The following is an 18637-nucleotide window of genomic DNA, read 5'->3' as shown; positions in this document are numbered from 1 at the left end:
TTACTGATATCTGTGCATCCTATTCCAAACTAAGCAATTGAGATGCCGTCGAATAACGGCATCTCGTTTATATCATCTCTGTAGTCTAATGCTGTGAGGCATAATATGAGTGATCCCCAACAAGGTCTCAGCGCAAATACTGGCGATTGGCCCAAGGCTCTATTTTATACAGCCTTAATTTTTTCTATTTTTCAAATCATCACTGCCGCTTTTCATCCCGTCTCGACTCAAGTACTGCGTGCCACCCATGTGGGCTTTTTACTGTTAGTGGTTTTTTTAAGTTATCCCGCTAGAGGAAAATCTCAGCCTTGGCAGCCACTCGCTTGGCTACTCGGTCTAGCTGGTATGGCCACAGCGGCTTATCAGTGGTATTTCGAAGCCGACTTAATTCAACGTTCAGGCGATCTGACCGATGCGGATATAGTGATAGGTATCACTTTGATCGTATTAGTGTTTGAAGCAGCGCGCCGAGTCATGGGCTGGGCGCTACCTATCATCTGTAGCATCTTTTTGATGTATGGCTTATTTGGCCAGTATTTACCCGGTGACTTAATGCACCGCGGCTATGGATTCGATCAGATCATCAATCAATTAGCCTTCGGTACCGAAGGGCTATACGGCACACCAACCTATGTGTCGGCGACATATATATTCCTGTTTATTCTCTTCGGTTCCTTTTTAGAACAAGCCGGAATGATCCGTTTATTTACCGACTTTGCCATGGGATTATTTGGCCACAAGCTCGGCGGTCCTGCAAAAGTTGCGGTAGTGTCATCGGCATTGATGGGGACGATTACAGGATCAGGTGTTGCCAACGTGGTCACAACGGGCCAATTTACCATTCCACTCATGAAACGATTCGGTTATCGCCCAGCCTTCGCCGGCGGGGTAGAGGCAACATCGAGTATGGGCAGCCAAATCATGCCGCCGATCATGGGCGCAGTGGCCTTTATCATGGCCGAAACCATTAACGTCCCCTTTATCGAGATAGCCAAAGCGGCATTGATCCCTGCGCTACTTTATTTCTGCTCCGTATTTTGGATGGTGCATTTAGAAGCCAAACGCGCCAATCTCTGTGGCCTGCCTAAAGATCAGTGCCCGAATCCATGGGCGGCAATTAAAGAGCGTTGGTATCTCCTTATCCCTTTGTTTATTTTAGTCTACTTGCTGTTTTCGGGTAGAACGCCGCTGTTCTCAGGCATGGTAGGACTCGCCCTCACATCGATAGTAATTTTAGGCTCAGCCATAGTACTGCGGCTTTCCTCAATGGCAATGCGCATTGCCTTTTGGATTGCCCTTGGCATCCTTTGCGCTGGCTTCTTCCAACTCGGGATCGGGGTCGTATTTGGGGTTATCGCCTTATTAGTCGCCATTTGTTGGTTTATTAAAGGCGGCAGAGATACTCTCACCATCTGCTTGCATGCACTGGTAGAAGGCGCCCGTCATGCCGTGCCTGTGGGTATCGCCTGTGCTTTAGTCGGTGTAATTATCGGCATAGTGTCACTGACAGGAATTGCCTCGACCTTCGCGAGCTATATTCTTGCCGTTGGCCAAGATAACTTGTTCTTATCACTCGTGTTAACTATGGTCACTTGCCTAGTGCTCGGCATGGGGATCCCCACAATCCCTAACTACATTATTACTAGCTCGATTGCCGCTCCCGCATTACTCGACCTCGGTGTGCCACTGATTGTGTCGCATATGTTTGTATTTTATTTCGGCATCATGGCCGATCTCACGCCTCCCGTTGCCTTAGCCTGTTTTGCCGCAGCACCAATCGCGAAGGAATCAGGCCTTAAGATCAGCCTTTGGGCAATCCGTATCGCCATTGCAGGTTTTGTGATCCCCTTTATGGCGGTTTACGATCCCGCTTTGATGCTTCAAGGTGATAGCTGGTTAGCCACTGGGTTTGTCTTGCTAAAAGCGACTGTGGGTATTGGTATTTGGGGCGTCATCTTTACCGGATATCTATTACAAAAACTCTACTGGTGGGAACGCGTTATCGGCTTCCTTGCGGGTGCGAGCTTAATTCTTGCTACGCCGTTGAGTGATGAAATTGGCTTTGGGCTCGCGCTGCTATTTATCGTGCAACACAGCTGGCGAGCACGCAAACTCAAACGTCTTGCAGAGCAAGGATAAGCTCTTGATATTATTGGTTATTAATCAGCCATTGAAGGTAAACAGATGCTAGGCCTGTGCTTAGGCCTAGCGGGCACACTGTGGGCACAAGTGCCCACAGACAACTTCACCTTGGCATGGAACCACAGCATAGAAAAAATTCGCTGGGAGGAAGACTATAACGTCACGCCACAAGGATTAGTGTTGGTCGAAGCAAGAGTGAAAGGTACGGGTGCTGGAATGGAAATCCCAGATGATGCCTATCTTAAAAATGGCAGCTGGCATTATCAGCCCAAGCTGCCCATTTTGCCTGTGTTGCGCTTAGGTCGCACGCCCGAAGCAGGGGATTTTGAACTTTGCTTCACTCAAATCTCAGGAAAAGTGCAATGCCAAGCCATGAGTCATTGGATTGGCGTACCCAACAAACAAACAGCCGCGGTTGAACTTTGGGGTTGCAACTCTTTGCCTTAAGCGCGTTTATCCATATATTTACGCTCAATTTCTATTAGGCGCCGATTAAAATCCTCAAGGTGTGCAAACATTTCGGCCTCAGCTTTCGCCCCATCTTTTGCGATAACCGCTTCGACAATGACATCATGCAAACCTAAAGGATGAATTTCATCAGTCGGTGGCTGAAACTTAGTCGTTTGATTACTTAATAAAACCAACAAGGATTTTACGATCGCTTCTAAAAAGCGATTTCCAGACATTTCAGCGAGCAAATAATGTACTTGAGATCGCAATATGACAGTTTCGGGATAAGCCAATGAGTCACTTTCATGACTATTCGCCTCTTGCAAAGCTTTAGCTTGCTCTGGAGTGCAATTTTTAGCAGCCATTCTAGCCACTTGCGGCTCAATCAGCATGCGTGCTTGACACAGTTCAGGAAGGGAAAGTTTCCCCATTAGAAATAAATCTTGGCAAGCATCACTTAAACGTTCAAAGGTTAAGTGCTTAACAAATGCGCCGCCTGTTGCACCTTGGCGAATCTCCACTAATCCACCCGCTTCGAGGCTTTTGATCGCCTCTCTCACCACAGTGCGACTAACTTGAAATAATTCTATTAATTCGCGCTCAGAGGGTAATTTATCGCCAGCCTTATATTCGCCGTCTAAAATAGCATTTTTCAGTTGCTGCCCGACTTCACTCGATGCTCTTATCTGCTTAATTGGCTTGAAGATATGCACTTGATTATCCCAAATATGCTTAGTGTCGCCATACTAGCATAAAACCGCATTAACGCAGAAAAAGTACTCTCATCTTTCCTACATTAGTGATTAAAAAACATTCATCTTTGTTGATCCAAGTAACATCTGTGCGAATTTCGTAACTAGTTTCTCATATTCATCTTAACTTCGTTGTCGGCATTAGTCATACGTCATACATTTAACCTAAGAATGTTAAACATAATTTCTTTAACTAGCTCAGACAATTCTGATCAGGGCTTACTAATAATAGGGAAGATGATGATGAAAAAATCTTATTTATCTTTGCTTGTGCTATCTACGCTAGCGATTCCAGCTACAGCAGATACCAGCATTGATCAAATGTTTAGCCAAGGTACGTTAAAAGGGGAATTACGCTTATTCGATTTTACCCGTGACTTTGATAATACGACGAACACTAAACACGATACGTCATTTGGCGGACTGTTTTATTACAATACCGCAAAAGTGAATGGCCTCAGTTTTGGGACCAGCTTCGCATCTGCAAATCCCATTTGGACCAATGATTCAGATGATGTCTACGGCCTAGTTGCTCGCGATGCCGCTGGCGATCATGACAACGTCAACCGTTTACAGGAGTATTTTGTCCAAGGTAATTGGTGGGATACTCAATTCAAATTAGGTGCACAAGAACTGCGCACACCAATGATGAATCCCCATGACATTCGTGCGATCCCACGAACTTTTCGCGGCTTTTCAGCAGAAAATAAGAGTGTTGACAATCTAACGTTATCAGCACTCTATATTACAGATTCCATGGGCTGGTCTGATAATAGCTTCGTATCCGTAAAAGAGGCGGTACAAAGCGAATTAGCAAGAGCGGGTATTGTGGCAGATGTTGCCGATAACCCAGTTTATGCCCTAGGTGCTAAATATCAATTGCCCTTTAAGACAGTCCAAACTGAAGCCCATCTTTGGCACTACAGCATGGAAGATGTTTTCAATCAAACCTATGCCAAAGTGAAATTATCCACTCAGTTAGGTGCGACTAATCTGTACTTAACCCCCTCTTATTTAACACAACAAGCCACTGGTGAAGAAACCGGCGGCCCACTCGATACCTATCAATATGGCTTCCATCTAGGCGCCAAATTGGCGGGGGCAGATCTCACTTATATGTACGCCAAAACCGGGGATGACACAGTGCTGACCCCATGGGGCGATGAAAAAGTGGTCATTCAACAGGTATATCAATCTGCACGGGCGAATGAAGAGGTCAACGCGTTAAAGCTGGCCTATGACTTTGAAAAATTAGGGGCGAGTGGATTAGAAGCCTATGCCTTTTATGGGCAGTACGATGTGCCAGAGGGGACTGCGTCAGATTTTAATGAAACAAACTTTTCAATCGCCTATAAATTTTCAGGCATATTATCGGGCCTAGGCCTTAAGGCGCGTTATGCCATGGTCGATTTTGATCAAGCTGAAGATCTTGATGATCTGCGTTTATATGTCACTTATAAATTTGCCTTAGGTAAATAGTTCATCAGTTTTAACTCCCCTGCACCAAAACTTATATGGGTGTATCAGCCTTGTTCGATACACCCAATTTTTGTACCGCAAAATTACCCATACCCAAGTAAAAGTTGCGGTAAACACTTTGACTTAAGGATTGAGATTAAATGGAAACAAAGAATTTCTTACTTATTCCAGCCGTTGCTATGTCATGTTTTTTATTTAGCGGATGTGGAAATAACGATAACGCCGAAACCCCATTACCACAGTTAGCCTCGGCCACACCCGCCACACTGAATCTATGTAGTGAAATTGCTTCACAATATAATTTCAAAAATACTGTGATAACGAACTCACAAATTATTGCGGCTGGCAATGTTGAATATAGTGCTACTGAACGTTACCGAGCACCAGAACATTGTTTAGTGACGGGTTATATGAATGAAAGGATGGGAACTGGCATTGCGGGAGAAACCCGCTATGCGATCGGCTTTGAAATGCGTTTACCCACTAACTGGAATGGTCGATTCTATTATCAAGCCAATGGCGGCCTCGACGGTTCGATCGCTAAGGCGGTTGGCCGCTTAGTGTTTTCCGCAGGCCCAGATTCTGCCGCCCTCAATGAAGGGTTCGCTGTGATAAGTTCTGATATGGGGCATCCAGCACCAACCCCTTTCTTTGGTTTAGATCCTCAAGCAAGGCTTGACTATGGTTACAATGCTGTGGCCGAGTTAACGCCAATGGCGAAAGCTTTAATAAAAAAAGCATATGGTAAACAACCTGATAGATCATATTTTGCCGGTTGTTCTAACGGTGGTAGACACACTATGGTCGCGGCCAGTCGTTTTGCCGATATGTACGATGGCTTTCTGGTAGGCAACCCTGGATTTAACTTACCTAAAGCTGCAGTAGCGCAAATGTATGGTGTTCAAGAGTATTCAAAGCTGGTTGAATTTGATGGTCCTGATATTTTAGCCACACTACAAACCGCCATTACCCCTGAAGAATTCTCCCTCGTGTCCCAAAAAGTCCTCGAGCAGTGTGATGCCCTTGACGGCGTGAGCGATGGCATTATTACCGACACCTATTCCTGTCAAAAGACCTTTGACCTTGAACGTGATGTTCCAACCTGTTCAAGTGACAGAGATAATACCTGCTTAACAGCAGAGCAAAAGCAGGTACTCGGCAATATCATGGCAGGGCCCCATAACAGCAAGACAGGTGAAGCCATTTATACTGACTTCCCATATGATGCGGGTATCGGCGCATCAGGTTGGGCTTCCTGGGAATATAACATGGCGCTCAATCGAGACCCTGGTGCCGTTGGTTTTATTTTTAGCTCGCCACCAACTCCCTTTAATGGTGCAACTGAACAATCCAGTTTGGAATTTGTGCAATCATTTAGCATGGATGAGGATACCCAACGGATCTATGCCACGGATTCGATTTACTCCGAATCGGGTATAGACTTTATGACACCGCCCCAGCCAACGGATCTTTCGGTCATAAAAAATCGCGGCGCTAAGATGATGTTGTTCCATGGAACATCTGACCCCGTATTTTCAGCCAATGATACAGTGAACTGGTATAACGAATTAGCCGAGGCCAATGCTGGGCACGCAGAAACCTTCGCCCGTTTATTCCTTATCCCTGGGATGAATCATTGCGGCAGCGGTCCTACCACAGATAAATTTAACATGATCCGCGCATTGGTTGACTGGGTTGAAAAAGGAGTCGAACCCCAAAACATCACGGCTTCAGTCCGCCCTGAAAATGCCGAACTACCCAGTGATTGGTCAAAAAGCAGAACTCGGGTCCTCTGCCCATACCCCCAATTCGCAAAATACAATGGTATAGGTAATGTTGAAGATGCCGCCAATTTTACCTGTGTAACACCTAAATAATACCCAAGGCATTAAAGCCCAAAGGCCACCTCAACAATATTGAAGTGGCCTACCTCAAATCATGCTTATTTATAAATAGTCCCTATTTGTTAACTACTTAAACATGCATAAAATCAGACGCTCATATTTCCCACGTCGCCAAACTTATTCATTCAATAAAGTCCTATATTAGATTGTTTTAAAAAGAATAATCACATTCATCGCTCAAAATGCCAGCATTTTGTGAAGCACTGCAAAGATGTAATTAATACCTCTTTTGGTTTATTGTCATATGTCATACATTTAAACGTATGTTGTTAATGAATGAGAATTTAATCACTTTCACGCAACTGCACTTCTAGTTTTTAAAGCAAACAAATCACATGCGGTTATGGCCAGATCCATTGTCGTTGCTAACGATGTCATATCGACCTTAGCAATGAGGACCCAAGGAGTATCAAAATGAGTAAAGAGCATTCACAGAAACCGAAAGAAATCGATCAATACACTGCTAGCGTCCTGCAAAATGGTATATCTCGAAGAAGTTTCCTAACTCGAGCTGCAGTGGGAAGTGGTGGCTTAGCCTTTGCAAGTCTTGGTATTGCTTCAGCGAGTGCAGCACCACTTCAAGTTGGCACTGAATATGGCGAAATTGGCGGCGCAACGCTCAATTTTCTACCTAAGCCAAAACCTATTGCTGATAAAGATATTGCAACAACCCAAACCTTTGATGTTGTTGTCGTCGGTGCAGGAGCTTCTGGTGTGCCTGCGGCACTATCAGCCAGAGAAAGTGGTGCAACCGTTGCGTGTTTACAAAAGCAAGCCATGCCAGTCTCTCAAGGAAACACTGGTTCTGGGATTGACCTGAAAAACAGTGATAAATCAGCAATTGAAGCTTTAGTTAGCCGTTTAATGGCGGATAACGCGCACCGTTCACATCCCGGTCTTCTTAAGCAATGGGCTTACAATTCAGGTGAAGCTGTCACTTGGGTTATCGATAGAGTTAAACAAGGTGGCGGCCAGATTGTTGACCAAGGTACCAAAGTGCAGCACGGTATTCGCGGAATTGCTGATACTGATGACCGTTTAAATTTTATCACTTCTTTCTGCGGCCCTAAACCCTACACCACGGGTGATGCTATGCGCGCATTAGCTAAAACAGCAGAAAAAGCAGGCGTTAAGTTTTTCTTTAATACTCCTGCACAACAATTAATCCAGGATGAGTCAGGAAAAGTCATCGGCGTCATTGCTCAAACTCGTGATGGTAAATACCACAAATACATGGCGAAGAAAGGTGTAATTCTGTCCTCTGGCGACTATCAAAATAACAAAGCCATGTGTGACTTCTTCATCCCCGAACTGAAAAACTTCGAACGTAAACAAATGGATCGTACCGGTGACGGTTTTGCTATGGCCTATTGGGCTGGCGGCGTTATTGAACCTGTTGGACATACCAAAATGTTGCACGACTTCGATGCCGGCCCGGCATCCATGTGTGACATGCCATTCTTAGCGGTAAACCGTAAAGGTGAGCGCTTTGTGAATGAGAAGGTTGAGATGTCTCTAATGAATAACTACTTGAAAGATGAGCAGAATGCGGGGCATTACTCACAAGTATTTGATTCTGACTATATGACGCAAGCGAAGGATTGGCCTGGACACCTCTATTCTCCTGAAGAGCTTAAAGTTTACATGCCTGAAGTTCCTAGTGAGAAAACAGGAGTATTTCCCTCTTTGATCAACACCCATTCAGCTAACACATTAGAAGAATTGGCTGTGAAGTTAGAGTGCGATCCAAAAACCTTTGTTGCCAGCGTTAGCCGTTATAACGAGCTGTGCAAAAAAGGTAAAGATGAGGACTTCGGTAAACCTAAAAGCAAAATGGTACCAGTACTCAAACCACCGTTTTACGGTATTCACCGTCGTATGCGTATTTCTACTTTATGTTCAGGAATTCTTGTTAACGACAACCACCAAGTACTTGATGCCGATGGTAAGGAAATTCCAGGTTTATTCATTGTTGGTAACCTAGGCGCAGGTTTCTATGGTGGCGTTGACTATCCATTAACGGTATTTGGCTTGTCTTTAGGTCGCTGCTACACCTTCGGCTATTTAGCTGGCAAATATGTAGCAAAACTATAGAACACATAGTCATCAATAATGGATGCCTCACATTTTGGCATCCTGTGAAATGAATAATGGGATCAAACAATGAAAAACTTAACAATTATATTGGCTATTATTTTGGGTATTTTCGCTGGCAGCGCGTTCGCTAAAGAGAGTACTTTACTCGATCAAACTCATATGGCGAAAGGGCTTAAATGTGCAAGCTGCCATGGTGCAGAAGAACGACAAGCCGTCCCTATGCTCAAGTGTGTACAATGCCACAACACTAAGAAATTAGCGGAAAAAACGGCGGATGTAAAACCAACCAATCCTCATAAAAATCGCCACTTCGACACAGAAACTGATTGCAGTAAGTGCCACCATGTACACAAAAAATCTGAAAACTATTGTGTCAGTTGCCATCAACCATTTAATTTTGTAACTCCATAAGCTGATGACACTAAGCTTAAAAAGCTAAAAACAAAAAACCACCATTAAAGGTGGTTTTTTGTTCGAATAAGGCACTGTAATCAAATATAAATTAAGTATTACTAAGATCTGCAGGCTTGGATCATTATTCCGACGACTGATAAAAACAATATCCATGCTTTCCTTGGTGTTTCACGCGATACATGGCGGCATCAGCGCGATCACAACTCTCGGCAAAACTATCACCATAGCCAAATATATCAATACCGATACTCAGGCCTACCTCTACTTCACAACCTTCTAGCAGGAATTTATCTCGATAAACATCGAGCAATGATTGTGCGAGCGCCCCTAAAGATTCACGATCAAATGACGGCAGTAATATCACAAACTCGTCACCCCCTAACCGTGCGATCTGCGCAAATTCACCGGCGTGAGATACCAAAGTATGCGCAACGTGCATCAACAGGCTGTCACCAAACTTATGGCCGTGACGGTCATTTAACGCTTTAAAACCATCAAGGTCGATAAAAAACAACGCACCGTGAATACCTGGTTGCGAGGATTCATCGAATACTTTGGCAATAGCTTGGCGATTCATTAAGTTGGTGAGTGGATCACTGTGGGCTAAACGGGCTAAATCTATTTCGTAGCGCTTTTCTTGCGTAATATCGATATGGCTGCCCATCATTCGCAATGGTGTTCCATCAGCTAAGCGCTCGACAATACGCCCACGATCGGACACCCAGGTTATGCTGCCATCTTTGTGTAGCATTCTGTGAACTGCTTGATAGTAATCGGCTTGACCATTCACATGATCTTCAAAGGCTTTTATCACCCATTCTTTATCTTCGGGGTGTAATTTACTTTTCCAGATATCAACATGGGCAGCAAACTCTTCAGGACTAAACCCGAGCATTTCGCCCCAGCGCATGTTAAATATGGTTAAATTTCCGCTTGGAATATGCTGTTCCCATAGACATAAACCATTACCATCGAGGGCCGCAAAGAGTTTTTCTTCGGCACGATAATTCAACGCTGCTAAATGAGCGTTTTCACTTTTTAGCTGAGCGATCTCAGCCTGAAGTTGCGCAATTAACTCTGCTGCAGTATCCGAAGCCACGACAAATCTCTTTCCATTAAGTGGGAAAATTGAGTCTAGTGTAAATCACCCTATGCCGAAGCAACATAGTGAAGAGTGCAAGATGAGCCAGAATCATATTGGCTCAATCGAGCTTACACAGACTCTCGCAGTCCTGTCACGCTTAATCGCGAGTCAGCACTTCGAGCAATTCGATCTCAAAGGTAAGATCAGAATTTGGTTTGATATGAGCCCCCACTTGGCGCTCGCCATAGGCTAAGTGAGCTGGGACTAACAACTTACGTTTGCCACCCACTTTCATCCCCATAATACCTTGATCCCAGCCTTTAATGACTCGGCCAGTACCAATTACACATTGAAACGCCTGACCACGATCATAGGATGAATCGAATTGGGTACCATCCTGCAAAAATCCACGATATTGGGTGGTGATCAGCGCACCTTTTACCGCTTCTTTTCCTTCGCCCACTTGCAGATCGATTACTTCTAATTCAGTCATATATTCATTCTCTTTTCTTGTTCGCACTTAGGGCGTGATATTCAACTTTGCGCAGGATTTTATCACCGACAAGCGGGCTTGTCGGCGCAATCTAAACATTTCTGCGGCTCGGTTCACTGCTTAATCCTTAATAATAAAGTCATCATGGGCGATAACATCATCACTCGCCCTTTAAATTACTATCGGTTAGCCCAATATATAAGTCGTATAAACGTTTTATTTTGGAGCTTTACCATGATTATTGCCTGCCCCCATTGCGATACGTTAAACCGCGTTCCCGATGAGCGTTTAAACCAACAACCCACTTGCGGTAAATGTAAGCTCAGTGTCTTTACGGCTGCGCCGATTGAACTCACTAGCGCAAACTTTGCCAACCATGCCAATAAATCAGAGCTCCCCCTTGTCGTTGACTTTTGGGCCAGCTGGTGTGGGCCCTGTAAAAGTTTTGCGCCCATATTTTCTGCAGCAGCTAAGACATGGGAACCTCAATTTCGCTTCGGTAAAATCAATACTGAAGAACAGCAAGCCCTCGCGGCTCAATTTAACATTCGATCTATTCCAACCTTAATGATTTTTAAACAAGGCCACATACTCGCCCAGCAAGCCGGAGCTTTGCCCTCCTCAGCGTTAAACCAATGGTTAAATGCCTATAAATAAGAGGATTGAGCTAAGATACAAACGCTCAGCCGAGCTAATTTGTAAAGGTAACGAAAATTGAAAAAAGCAATGTTCTTACTGGGCGCAGTGCTCTTGCTAGTGGTGACAGGATGGGGTTTACAACAATATCTCACAATTGATACTTGTCTCGACAAGGGAGGGACTTGGAACGATGAAACTCAGCAATGCATTCGCCCATTCGAGCAAGGGATAGCCTTTACTCGCAGTGATCATAATTCTGCCGAGCCGCAGACAGCTTATGTTTATCTTTCAGAGAATTTACAGCAAGCAGAAGTGTTTTTTGCCATGACAGATAATCCTATTATTTTACAAGCCGTTACTGTCACTGAAGGCGATACCGCTCCCGTATTATATAAAAATGACATTGAACAGATTGATATCATCAACGTAAAAGAAATCTTTTATCTACGTTATCAACATCAAGCAATTTATAGCGCAAATACTTTTAGTCGCAACTTAACCTCAAATTAAGTGCAAAACATAAGCATAGAGTAAGCTTCGAAACACTAAGCCCAAAAACTCGGTACGACGACTCTGCTAGGAAAAATGCGTATCCGCCCTATGCTCTTCATAAGGCGAATACTATTATAGCGGCAACGTTGAAACACAAAGTTGCCATGAACTATATCAGTGTTAAATATCCCAGAAGGTATGGGCGATAATACCCAAGACTATCATACTGATAAAGTTGATGATCATACCCACTCGCACCATTTCCGATTGCTTGATATGGCCAGAACCATAAACGATAGCATTGGGCGGTGTCGCCACCGGCAGCATAAAGGCGCAAGAAGCTGCAATACCAATCAGTACAGATAACATTACAGGCGATATGCCTAATGCCTCAGCAATCGCAGCAAATACAGGCACTAACAGTGCAGCACTGGCGGTGTTACTGGCAAATTCAGTCAACATCACCACAAAAGCAATCACAGCAAAGACGAACAACGACATGTGAGTGCTACCGAAAATATCTGTCATCCAGTGAGCTAAAAATACGCTGGTGCCAGTCGTTTTTAGTACTGCGCTCAGTGTTAAACCACCACCAAACAATATGAGTACGCCCCAATCTGTGGTCGATTCAATTTTCTTCCAGCCGACCAAGCCTAAACCCGAGAGTAAAACGACGGCACCTAAGGCGACTACGGTATCAAACTGAGTGATGCCACCTAATGCCTTGGCTAACGGCACACTGAAAATCCAGCAACATACGGTAGTCAGAAAGATAAGCAGAGTAAATTTCCCCTGAAATGTCAGCTTCTGAGCTTCAACATTCACATCGAATTTGGCAGAAAGATCAGGCTTAAAATACCAATACAAGGCAATCAACATCATAGGTAGCATGAGGATAACGGTTGGAATACCAAACTTCAGCCAATCACTAAAACTTAAGCCCACTTGAGCCGCAGCAATCGCATTCGGTGGGCTACCCACTAAAGTACCGATACCGCCGATGTTGGCTGAATAGGCAATACCGAGCAGAAGGAATACATAGGTGCTGTGGTATTTTTCGCGGTCGAGCTGCTGCAAAATCCCGAGTGCCAATGGCAACATCATCGCCGTGGTCGCGGTATTGCTGATCCACATCGATAGCAGCGCAGTTACTCCAAACAGCATCAAACAGGCGATACTGAGTTTGCCCTTAGAGGCTAGCAGCAGCTTTTGCGCTATCAGGGTATCAATCTTTTGATGATGCAAGGCCGCAGCCAATACGAAACCACCAAAGAATAAGTAAATGATGGGATTGGCAAAGTTACTCATCGCCTCCTTGGTTTCAAACACCCCAAAGAATACGGCGAGTATAGGAACGAGAATCGCAGTGATACTGATATGAATCGCTTCGGTCAGCCAAAGAATCGCTGCAAAGAACAAAATGGCCAGCCCAGTATTCACCCCTTGCTCGAAAGGTAAACCGTAATAAAGTGCAAATAACAGCACAATATCAGCCACTAGGATCAGCATTTTTTTCTTATCGAGCCCCTCACTGACGGGAGCTTTATTAGGTGGAGCAGTACTTGAATCTGTTAAAGACATGGTTACAACCTTAATACCATTTTATTTTGACGCAAATTTAGGGCATAGATCACACTTGGCAAAGCGGTTTATTTTGTAACTTTATCACTTGGCAACAACATTTATTGCTGAGATAGCACGCACAAACGGCCGATTAGCGACAATAATCACCAAATTCTGATCGACACCTTTGTTTTAAAATTTCAAACGGACAAAGATCGAACAAAACCTTGCCCACGTTGTAATTTAATTAATGTTTAAAACTGGGATATAGATCACGCCACACTTTCTACCAAGGTGATAATCAACTAATTAATCATACCTTCTGATCATTGGTAGGATTAGGTATTATTCCCCCAATTTGGCACTAAATTGAATGTGTGTAGCGCTAAATCGAATCTAGATATCGTTGAATGTGCACTAAAACTGCGACGCAGTGAACAGCAAGCGAACAACACAAACGTATTGCAACAAGGCAACATAGAAAACCCAATATCTACATGAATAGTAAACACAAATATTATTCACCACCACAGTCAATCTAACTCACTTTACCCTGTCAGCGATCCAGCCTAAAGTCGCGACCGCAACCCCGCCTAGCGTATAATATTTGTCTGTTTTCGGAACCGCCGTGGAAAAAATTGCCTTAACTCAGTCGGCTCAAAAGCCCAGCCTTTTCGTCCCCGTAGCAGGGTTAAGTTTGTTTGCTTTGGCATCAGGCTACTTAATGAGCTTAATCCCACTGTCGCTCACTTTTTTCGAACTCAGCACCTCACTTGCTCCATTACTGGCCAGTATTTTTTATTTAGGTTTATTACTGGGGGCGCCTTGTATTGCTCCTGTTGTTGCCCGTATCGGCCACAGTAAAGCCTTTATCCTTTTTTTGAATATCCTTCTTTGCAGTGTTGTCGCTATGATATTAATCCCCAAAAGTGGAGTCTGGTTAGCCTCTCGACTTATAGCGGGATTTGCGGTTGCAGGGATTTTTGTGGTTGTTGAATCATGGCTATTAATGGCCGATACCCAAAAGCAACGCGCTAAGCGGCTTGGACTTTATATGACAGCGCTTTATGGAGGCACTGCCTTAGGACAATTAGCCATTGATTATTTAGGTACAAAGGGCAATCTACCTTACCTAGTGATCATGGGATTATTAGCCGCGGCAAGTTTACCCGCGCTACTGGTAAAACGCGGTCAACCTCAGGTAAGCGAACAACAATCAATGTCATTGTCTGCGCTAAAAAACCTAAGTCAGCCTGCCATTATGGGATGTTTAGTCTCTGGATTATTGCTTGGCCCTATCTATGGTTTACTTCCCATCTATGTGGCACTGGATATGGGGCTTGATCAGCAAACAGGACAATTTATGGCCCTCATCATAGTGGGTGGCATGCTGGTACAACCTTTAGTCAGTTATTTATCTCCTCGAGTTAACAAAAGTGGCTTGATAGTAAGCTTTTGCCTACTGGGTCTCGCAGCATTATTACTGCTCACTCAGCATTCAAATATGACGCTGATTATTGGATTTCTCTTGCTTGGCGCCAGCGCTTTTGCCCTTTACCCGATTGCAATCAGCTTAGCTTGTGACGACTTGCCTGCTAGCCAAATTGTTTCAGCGACTCAAGTGATGCTACTGAGCTATTCGGTGGGGTCAGTAATAGGCCCATTAGTTGCCAGCTGTTTTGGCCAAACGGAGTTCGGCTTACTCATGTATTTAGGCATATGTTGTATTCTGAGCAGTATTTACATTTTTGCTCAATTACTTATTAACACTAAGCCAAGTTTTTCCTCGCCTTAACAAGTCCCATAAAATACATTGCACTGCGACTCAATAATCAGCCACTTAATGAACGATATGCTCATCGAGTGGCTCAAATAGAAAACATCTGCAGTCAAATCAATACAAAACGAACAGCAAAATGATCCACAAAGGTCATAACGTTAAAAATCAGTACGCTCAGTTTTAACATTCAGACAGGGCAGTTGCTTATCCTCCCTAAGTCGCGATAATGCAGCTTACTTAAACACCTGTGCTGACTGTTTTTCCTGAGATTTCACTATGCGCCTCGATAAATTCCTCTGTAAAAGCACAGATCTTGATCGCAAAGCCGCAAGAGTCACCATTCTTAGCGGCTCAATCACAGTCAATGGCGCTATCGTGACAGACTGCGCAATGCAAGTGCATGAAAATAATACTGTCAGCCTTAATGGAAAGCCGCTAGCACCACGCCCATCTCGCTATATCATGTTGCACAAACCTGCTAATACCTTGTGCTCAAATGTGGATGGAGCCTACCCTTCGCTATTTCATCTGCTCGATATCGATCGCGCATTTGACCTGCACATCGTTGGCCGCCTAGATGCTGATACCACAGGCTTAGTGCTACTGACTGACGATGGCCGCTGGTCGTTTAATATTATCTCGCCTCAATATCAGTGCGAAAAAATCTATCGTGTCCAACTGCGAGATCCACTCAACAGCGAAGCGACTGCAGCCATAGCCGCAAAGTTTGCCGCAGGGCTAAATCTACAGGGCGAAACCGCCCTCACTCTGCCAGCAACACTGCAGCAAGTGGATGAAAAAACCGTGCTACTCACACTCACCGAAGGCAAGTTTCATCAAGTCAAAAGGATGTTTGCCGCCGTGGGCAATAAAGTGGTTGCCCTACACAGGGCGCAAATTGGCGCAGTGACCTTAGATGTCGATGTTGGAGAATGGCGCAACTTAACCTTGGCGGAGATAAGCTCCTTCACATCCTAATTGATTAACAAGGCTGAAGCAGACAGGCCGCCTACGTTTATCGACGTTAAAAAAGCAAACAAATACTAATAAGTTTGCAAATCAATCCCATAAAAAATCCCAGTGTTAGCAACAACACTGGGATGTTTATTTGTTTGATACTGCTTAGCAGAATATGAATCGACTAAGAACAGCAATCGTTGCGGCGAACCCAGCTTCTTGGGATCTTCTCAAAAACCACTTTTGCCATGAGTAACGCCAGCAATATGCCCGAGCTTGCCACTAACCATTGAGGTAACATTTGGTGCTCTTCACCAATTTGTGGCATCACCACAAAACCAAAGGTATTAACCAGATAATTGACCAACATACCGGCCACTAAAGCCACGCCAATCACACCGCCAAGATAGCCCCACAGCGCACGTTTACCTAGCTCTTTAGCCACTATGCCTAAAGTCGCGATATTGGTTGCCGGACCTGCCATCATAAACACGAGTACAGCACCCGGTGACACTCCCGCCAGTAATAATCCAGCGGCAATCGGTGTCGATGCGGTCGCGCAAATATACATAGGCACAGAAACGAGCACCATCACTAGCATAGCCAGAATGCCATCGCCCCATTTAGCCAAAAAGTCAGCCGGCACATAGGTTTGTACCAGAGCTGCGAAAAATAAGCCCACCAGCAGCCACAGCGTAGTATCACGCACTAAATCCGTTGCCGCATATTTAAGGCCAATTCCGACACGGCTTAGTACCGATTGCGACTTAAATTCAGTCGCCATATCTTGAGTAGACGCACAGCAGCTATCGCCTGCAGTGTTAGCACTAACCTGCTCAGCAACCTTAGCACTGCCACCACAGCAAGCGCCTTTTTTCACCACCACTATTGTTTCTGGCTCTGTGGTTTGACTGCCACAACATGACCCCACGCTTTCTACTTTAACAGCGTTAACCTTAACCACAGAACCCATAGTTTGAGCAGATCCCATGGTTTGACCGCCAACAGCCATAACACTTGAAGAACCCGCCATTAAGCTCGGCACCGCCATAGGCGTCATTTTGATCTTCGGCTTTGGCTCGGCTGCAGGTGCATCAACATTGTCATTACCACAGCAGGAAGACTTTACGGGCGTTATCGTAGGCGTAGTCGATGAGCAGCAGCTTTTAACCGCTTCGGCTTTTACCATCTCTGGCTGAGCCACTGATTTTGAAGCGCAGCAAGACGCCTCACCCTCTAATGGCTTATCTGATTGAGTATCTACCTTAACCACTGACTTGCCATCGTCATCATCGCGACCAACGAGTAAGCCCGCCACTATCGCACTGGTAATCGCTGCAATCGGTCTGACGATCGCCATAAAGGGGCCGAGTAACACGTAGGAAACGGCGATTGAATCGACGCCCGTTTCTGGCGTCGACACTAAAAAGGAAGTCGTTGCTGCTTTAGAGGCACCAGAACGGCGCAATCCTACCGCCGCAGGAATAACGCCACAAGAACACAAAGGTAAAGGTGCGCCAAGCAGCGCCGCTTTCACTACGGTTTTAAAACCGTGACCACCGAGCTGCTTTTGCATCCACGCCATTGGCACGAATACTTTTAATAGCCCAGCTAAAATCAGGCCCAGTAACAACCAAGGCGCCGAGTCTAAAAACAGATCAATAAAATTCTTCAGTAACATAATTAATTCCCTGACTCTTCATAAATGGCTTTGCCGTGATTATTCTGCGCTTGGTACTGATTTACATTATGAGAGTGATGCTCAACGCGTACCCGCTCAGTGCTGGACTCCAACGCCTCTAAAATAGAGCAATGTTCGGCGCTACGTGGCCCACCACAGCAAGCATCAGACAAGCTTTGTAAACTCGCTTGAAAATGATTCAGCTCAGCAATTTTGGCCTGTACTTGAGCCAATTTACAATCAACCATGCCTTTTACATCGGCACAGACTCGGTTAGATTTATCGAGTTCAATTGACAGCAATTCACTGATTTCATTGAGGGTAAAACCCACAGCTTTCGCCCGTAAAATAAAGCGTAATCGCGCAGCATCGGCCTCGGTATATACTCGATAGCCAGACTCAGTACGGCTCGAAGGCGCGAGTAGGCCGTGCTTCTCGTAGAATCTTAACGTGTCGGCTTTCACCTCACATAAATCCGCCAATTCACCAATACGATACATGTCTTCATCCTTTGCGAAATAGCCCACAACTCAGGGATCATTTCCAGCATACAACTCAATAATGCAAGTATAAACCTTGGAGCCTACTCCAAGGTCAAGAGGTAATTTTAACTTTACTGAAAGCCAACACGGCAATGCCGCTTTGTTCTGATATGAATATTGTGAAATCACGCAGAAAAAACACCCGTAAATCGAGTTTTACGCTAGAAT

Annotated in this window: 16 protein-coding genes; 10 read left to right on the top strand and 6 right to left on the bottom strand. The window is 44.8% G+C overall.

Annotated features, from left to right (window positions below; translation table 11 throughout):
• Positions 1-105: 105 nt before the first annotated feature.
• Positions 106-2139: a TRAP transporter permease gene (locus L5L77_RS03675; protein ID WP_131524216.1), complete on the top strand. Its 2034-nt coding sequence runs from the start codon at positions 106-108 to the stop codon at positions 2137-2139.
• Between the two features lie 45 nt (positions 2140-2184).
• Entirely contained in the window at positions 2185-2589 is a 405-nt protein-coding gene (locus tag L5L77_RS03670; protein WP_105250374.1) for a DUF1850 domain-containing protein, read from the top strand.
• Here the strand turns inward: L5L77_RS03670 and L5L77_RS03665 are convergent.
• Positions 2586-3305, bottom strand: coding sequence for a FadR/GntR family transcriptional regulator (locus L5L77_RS03665; RefSeq protein ID WP_113939236.1), 720 nt, complete (start codon positions 3303-3305; stop codon positions 2586-2588). The genes L5L77_RS03670 and L5L77_RS03665 overlap by 4 nt on opposite strands.
• A 279-nt stretch (positions 3306-3584) precedes the next feature.
• On the opposite strand from L5L77_RS03665, the gene L5L77_RS03660 reads away from it, so the two are divergent.
• The 4 genes from L5L77_RS03660 (at position 3585) to L5L77_RS03645 (ending at position 9235) form a co-directional block, all read left to right on the top strand.
• Positions 3585-4823, top strand: a complete 1239-nt coding sequence (locus tag L5L77_RS03660; RefSeq protein ID WP_263163738.1) for an OprD family porin — start codon at positions 3585-3587, stop codon at positions 4821-4823.
• Between the two features lie 140 nt (positions 4824-4963).
• On the top strand, positions 4964-6700 hold the full coding sequence (locus L5L77_RS03655; RefSeq protein WP_263186538.1) for a tannase/feruloyl esterase family alpha/beta hydrolase: 1737 nt from the start codon (positions 4964-4966) through the stop codon (positions 6698-6700).
• A 441-nt stretch (positions 6701-7141) separates the two neighbouring features.
• Positions 7142-8821 carry an FAD-binding protein gene (locus L5L77_RS03650; protein ID WP_263186539.1) on the top strand — a complete coding sequence of 560 codons (1680 nt, stop codon included), beginning with the start codon at positions 7142-7144 and terminating at the stop codon, positions 8819-8821.
• Between the two features lie 69 nt (positions 8822-8890).
• Entirely contained in the window at positions 8891-9235 is a 345-nt protein-coding gene (locus L5L77_RS03645) for a cytochrome c3 family protein (protein WP_105250378.1), read from the top strand.
• A gap of 124 nt (positions 9236-9359) precedes the next feature.
• Here L5L77_RS03645 and L5L77_RS03640 read toward each other — a convergent pair whose 3' ends face one another.
• Together L5L77_RS03640 and L5L77_RS03635 are read right to left on the bottom strand one after the other, a co-directional pair.
• The gene (locus L5L77_RS03640; RefSeq protein WP_263186541.1) at positions 9360-10337 is read right to left on the bottom strand and encodes a sensor domain-containing diguanylate cyclase; all 978 of its coding nucleotides are present in this window, start codon (positions 10335-10337) and stop codon (positions 9360-9362) included.
• Between the two features lie 142 nt (positions 10338-10479).
• Positions 10480-10815, bottom strand: a complete 336-nt coding sequence (locus L5L77_RS03635) for an FKBP-type peptidyl-prolyl cis-trans isomerase (RefSeq protein WP_011845636.1) — start codon at positions 10813-10815, stop codon at positions 10480-10482.
• 234 nt (positions 10816-11049) lie between these two features.
• Between L5L77_RS03635 and trxC the strand changes: the two genes are divergently transcribed.
• Both trxC and L5L77_RS03625 read left to right on the top strand, forming a co-directional pair.
• A complete protein-coding gene (gene trxC / locus L5L77_RS03630; protein WP_263186542.1) occupies positions 11050-11472 on the top strand; it encodes a thioredoxin TrxC in 423 nt (140 codons plus the stop codon).
• A 57-nt stretch (positions 11473-11529) separates the two neighbouring features.
• The gene (locus L5L77_RS03625; RefSeq protein ID WP_263186543.1) at positions 11530-11964 is read left to right on the top strand and encodes a hypothetical protein; all 435 of its coding nucleotides are present in this window, start codon (positions 11530-11532) and stop codon (positions 11962-11964) included.
• Between the two features lie 162 nt (positions 11965-12126).
• On the opposite strand, the gene L5L77_RS03620 is transcribed toward L5L77_RS03625, so the two are convergent.
• The gene (locus L5L77_RS03620) at positions 12127-13527 is read right to left on the bottom strand and encodes a DASS family sodium-coupled anion symporter (protein WP_263186544.1); all 1401 of its coding nucleotides are present in this window, start codon (positions 13525-13527) and stop codon (positions 12127-12129) included.
• Between the two features lie 610 nt (positions 13528-14137).
• Between L5L77_RS03620 and L5L77_RS03615 the strand changes: the two genes are divergently transcribed.
• Together L5L77_RS03615 and L5L77_RS03610 are read left to right on the top strand one after the other, a co-directional pair.
• Positions 14138-15304, top strand: a complete 1167-nt coding sequence (locus L5L77_RS03615; RefSeq protein ID WP_263179994.1) for an MFS transporter — start codon at positions 14138-14140, stop codon at positions 15302-15304.
• Positions 15305-15565: 261 nt separating this feature from the next.
• A complete protein-coding gene (locus L5L77_RS03610) occupies positions 15566-16267 on the top strand; it encodes a pseudouridine synthase (RefSeq protein ID WP_263186545.1) in 702 nt (233 codons plus the stop codon).
• A gap of 163 nt (positions 16268-16430) precedes the next feature.
• Here L5L77_RS03610 and L5L77_RS03605 read toward each other — a convergent pair whose 3' ends face one another.
• Complete coding sequence (locus L5L77_RS03605) at positions 16431-17927, bottom strand: permease (RefSeq protein WP_263192852.1); 1497 nt, start codon at positions 17925-17927, stop codon at positions 16431-16433.
• Positions 17928-17929: 2 nt separating this feature from the next.
• Entirely contained in the window at positions 17930-18427 is a 498-nt protein-coding gene (gene zntR, locus L5L77_RS03600; RefSeq protein ID WP_263171890.1) for a Zn(2+)-responsive transcriptional regulator, read from the bottom strand.
• Positions 18428-18637 lie beyond the last annotated feature (210 nt).

This window comes from Shewanella sp. SM29 (assembly GCF_025654245.1).
Classification (GTDB): domain Bacteria; phylum Pseudomonadota; class Gammaproteobacteria; order Enterobacterales; family Shewanellaceae; genus Shewanella; species Shewanella oncorhynchi.
The sequence above is the reverse complement of the archived record's forward strand: the minus strand, read 5'-3'. Positions and strand labels throughout refer to the sequence as shown.

Excerpts from the sequence above, each read along its gene's own strand:
- L5L77_RS03675 (WP_131524216.1), top strand. The coding sequence starts at position 106 with ATGAGTGATCCCCAACAAGGTCTCAGCGCAAATACTGGCGATTGGCCC.
- L5L77_RS03670 (WP_105250374.1), top strand. The coding sequence starts at position 2,185 with ATGCTAGGCCTGTGCTTAGGCCTAGCGGGCACACTGTGGGCACAAGTG.
- L5L77_RS03660 (WP_263163738.1), top strand. The coding sequence starts at position 3,585 with ATGATGAAAAAATCTTATTTATCTTTGCTTGTGCTATCTACGCTAGCG.
- L5L77_RS03655 (WP_263186538.1), top strand. The coding sequence starts at position 4,964 with ATGGAAACAAAGAATTTCTTACTTATTCCAGCCGTTGCTATGTCATGT.
- L5L77_RS03650 (WP_263186539.1), top strand. The coding sequence starts at position 7,142 with ATGAGTAAAGAGCATTCACAGAAACCGAAAGAAATCGATCAATACACT.
- L5L77_RS03645 (WP_105250378.1), top strand. The coding sequence starts at position 8,891 with ATGAAAAACTTAACAATTATATTGGCTATTATTTTGGGTATTTTCGCT.
- L5L77_RS03635 (WP_011845636.1), bottom strand. The coding sequence starts at position 10,815 with ATGACTGAATTAGAAGTAATCGATCTGCAAGTGGGCGAAGGAAAAGAA.
- trxC (WP_263186542.1), top strand. The coding sequence starts at position 11,050 with ATGATTATTGCCTGCCCCCATTGCGATACGTTAAACCGCGTTCCCGAT.
- L5L77_RS03620 (WP_263186544.1), bottom strand. The coding sequence starts at position 13,527 with ATGTCTTTAACAGATTCAAGTACTGCTCCACCTAATAAAGCTCCCGTC.
- L5L77_RS03610 (WP_263186545.1), top strand. The coding sequence starts at position 15,566 with ATGCGCCTCGATAAATTCCTCTGTAAAAGCACAGATCTTGATCGCAAA.
- L5L77_RS03605 (WP_263192852.1), bottom strand. The coding sequence starts at position 17,927 with ATGTTACTGAAGAATTTTATTGATCTGTTTTTAGACTCGGCGCCTTGG.
- zntR (WP_263171890.1), bottom strand. The coding sequence starts at position 18,427 with ATGTATCGTATTGGTGAATTGGCGGATTTATGTGAGGTGAAAGCCGAC.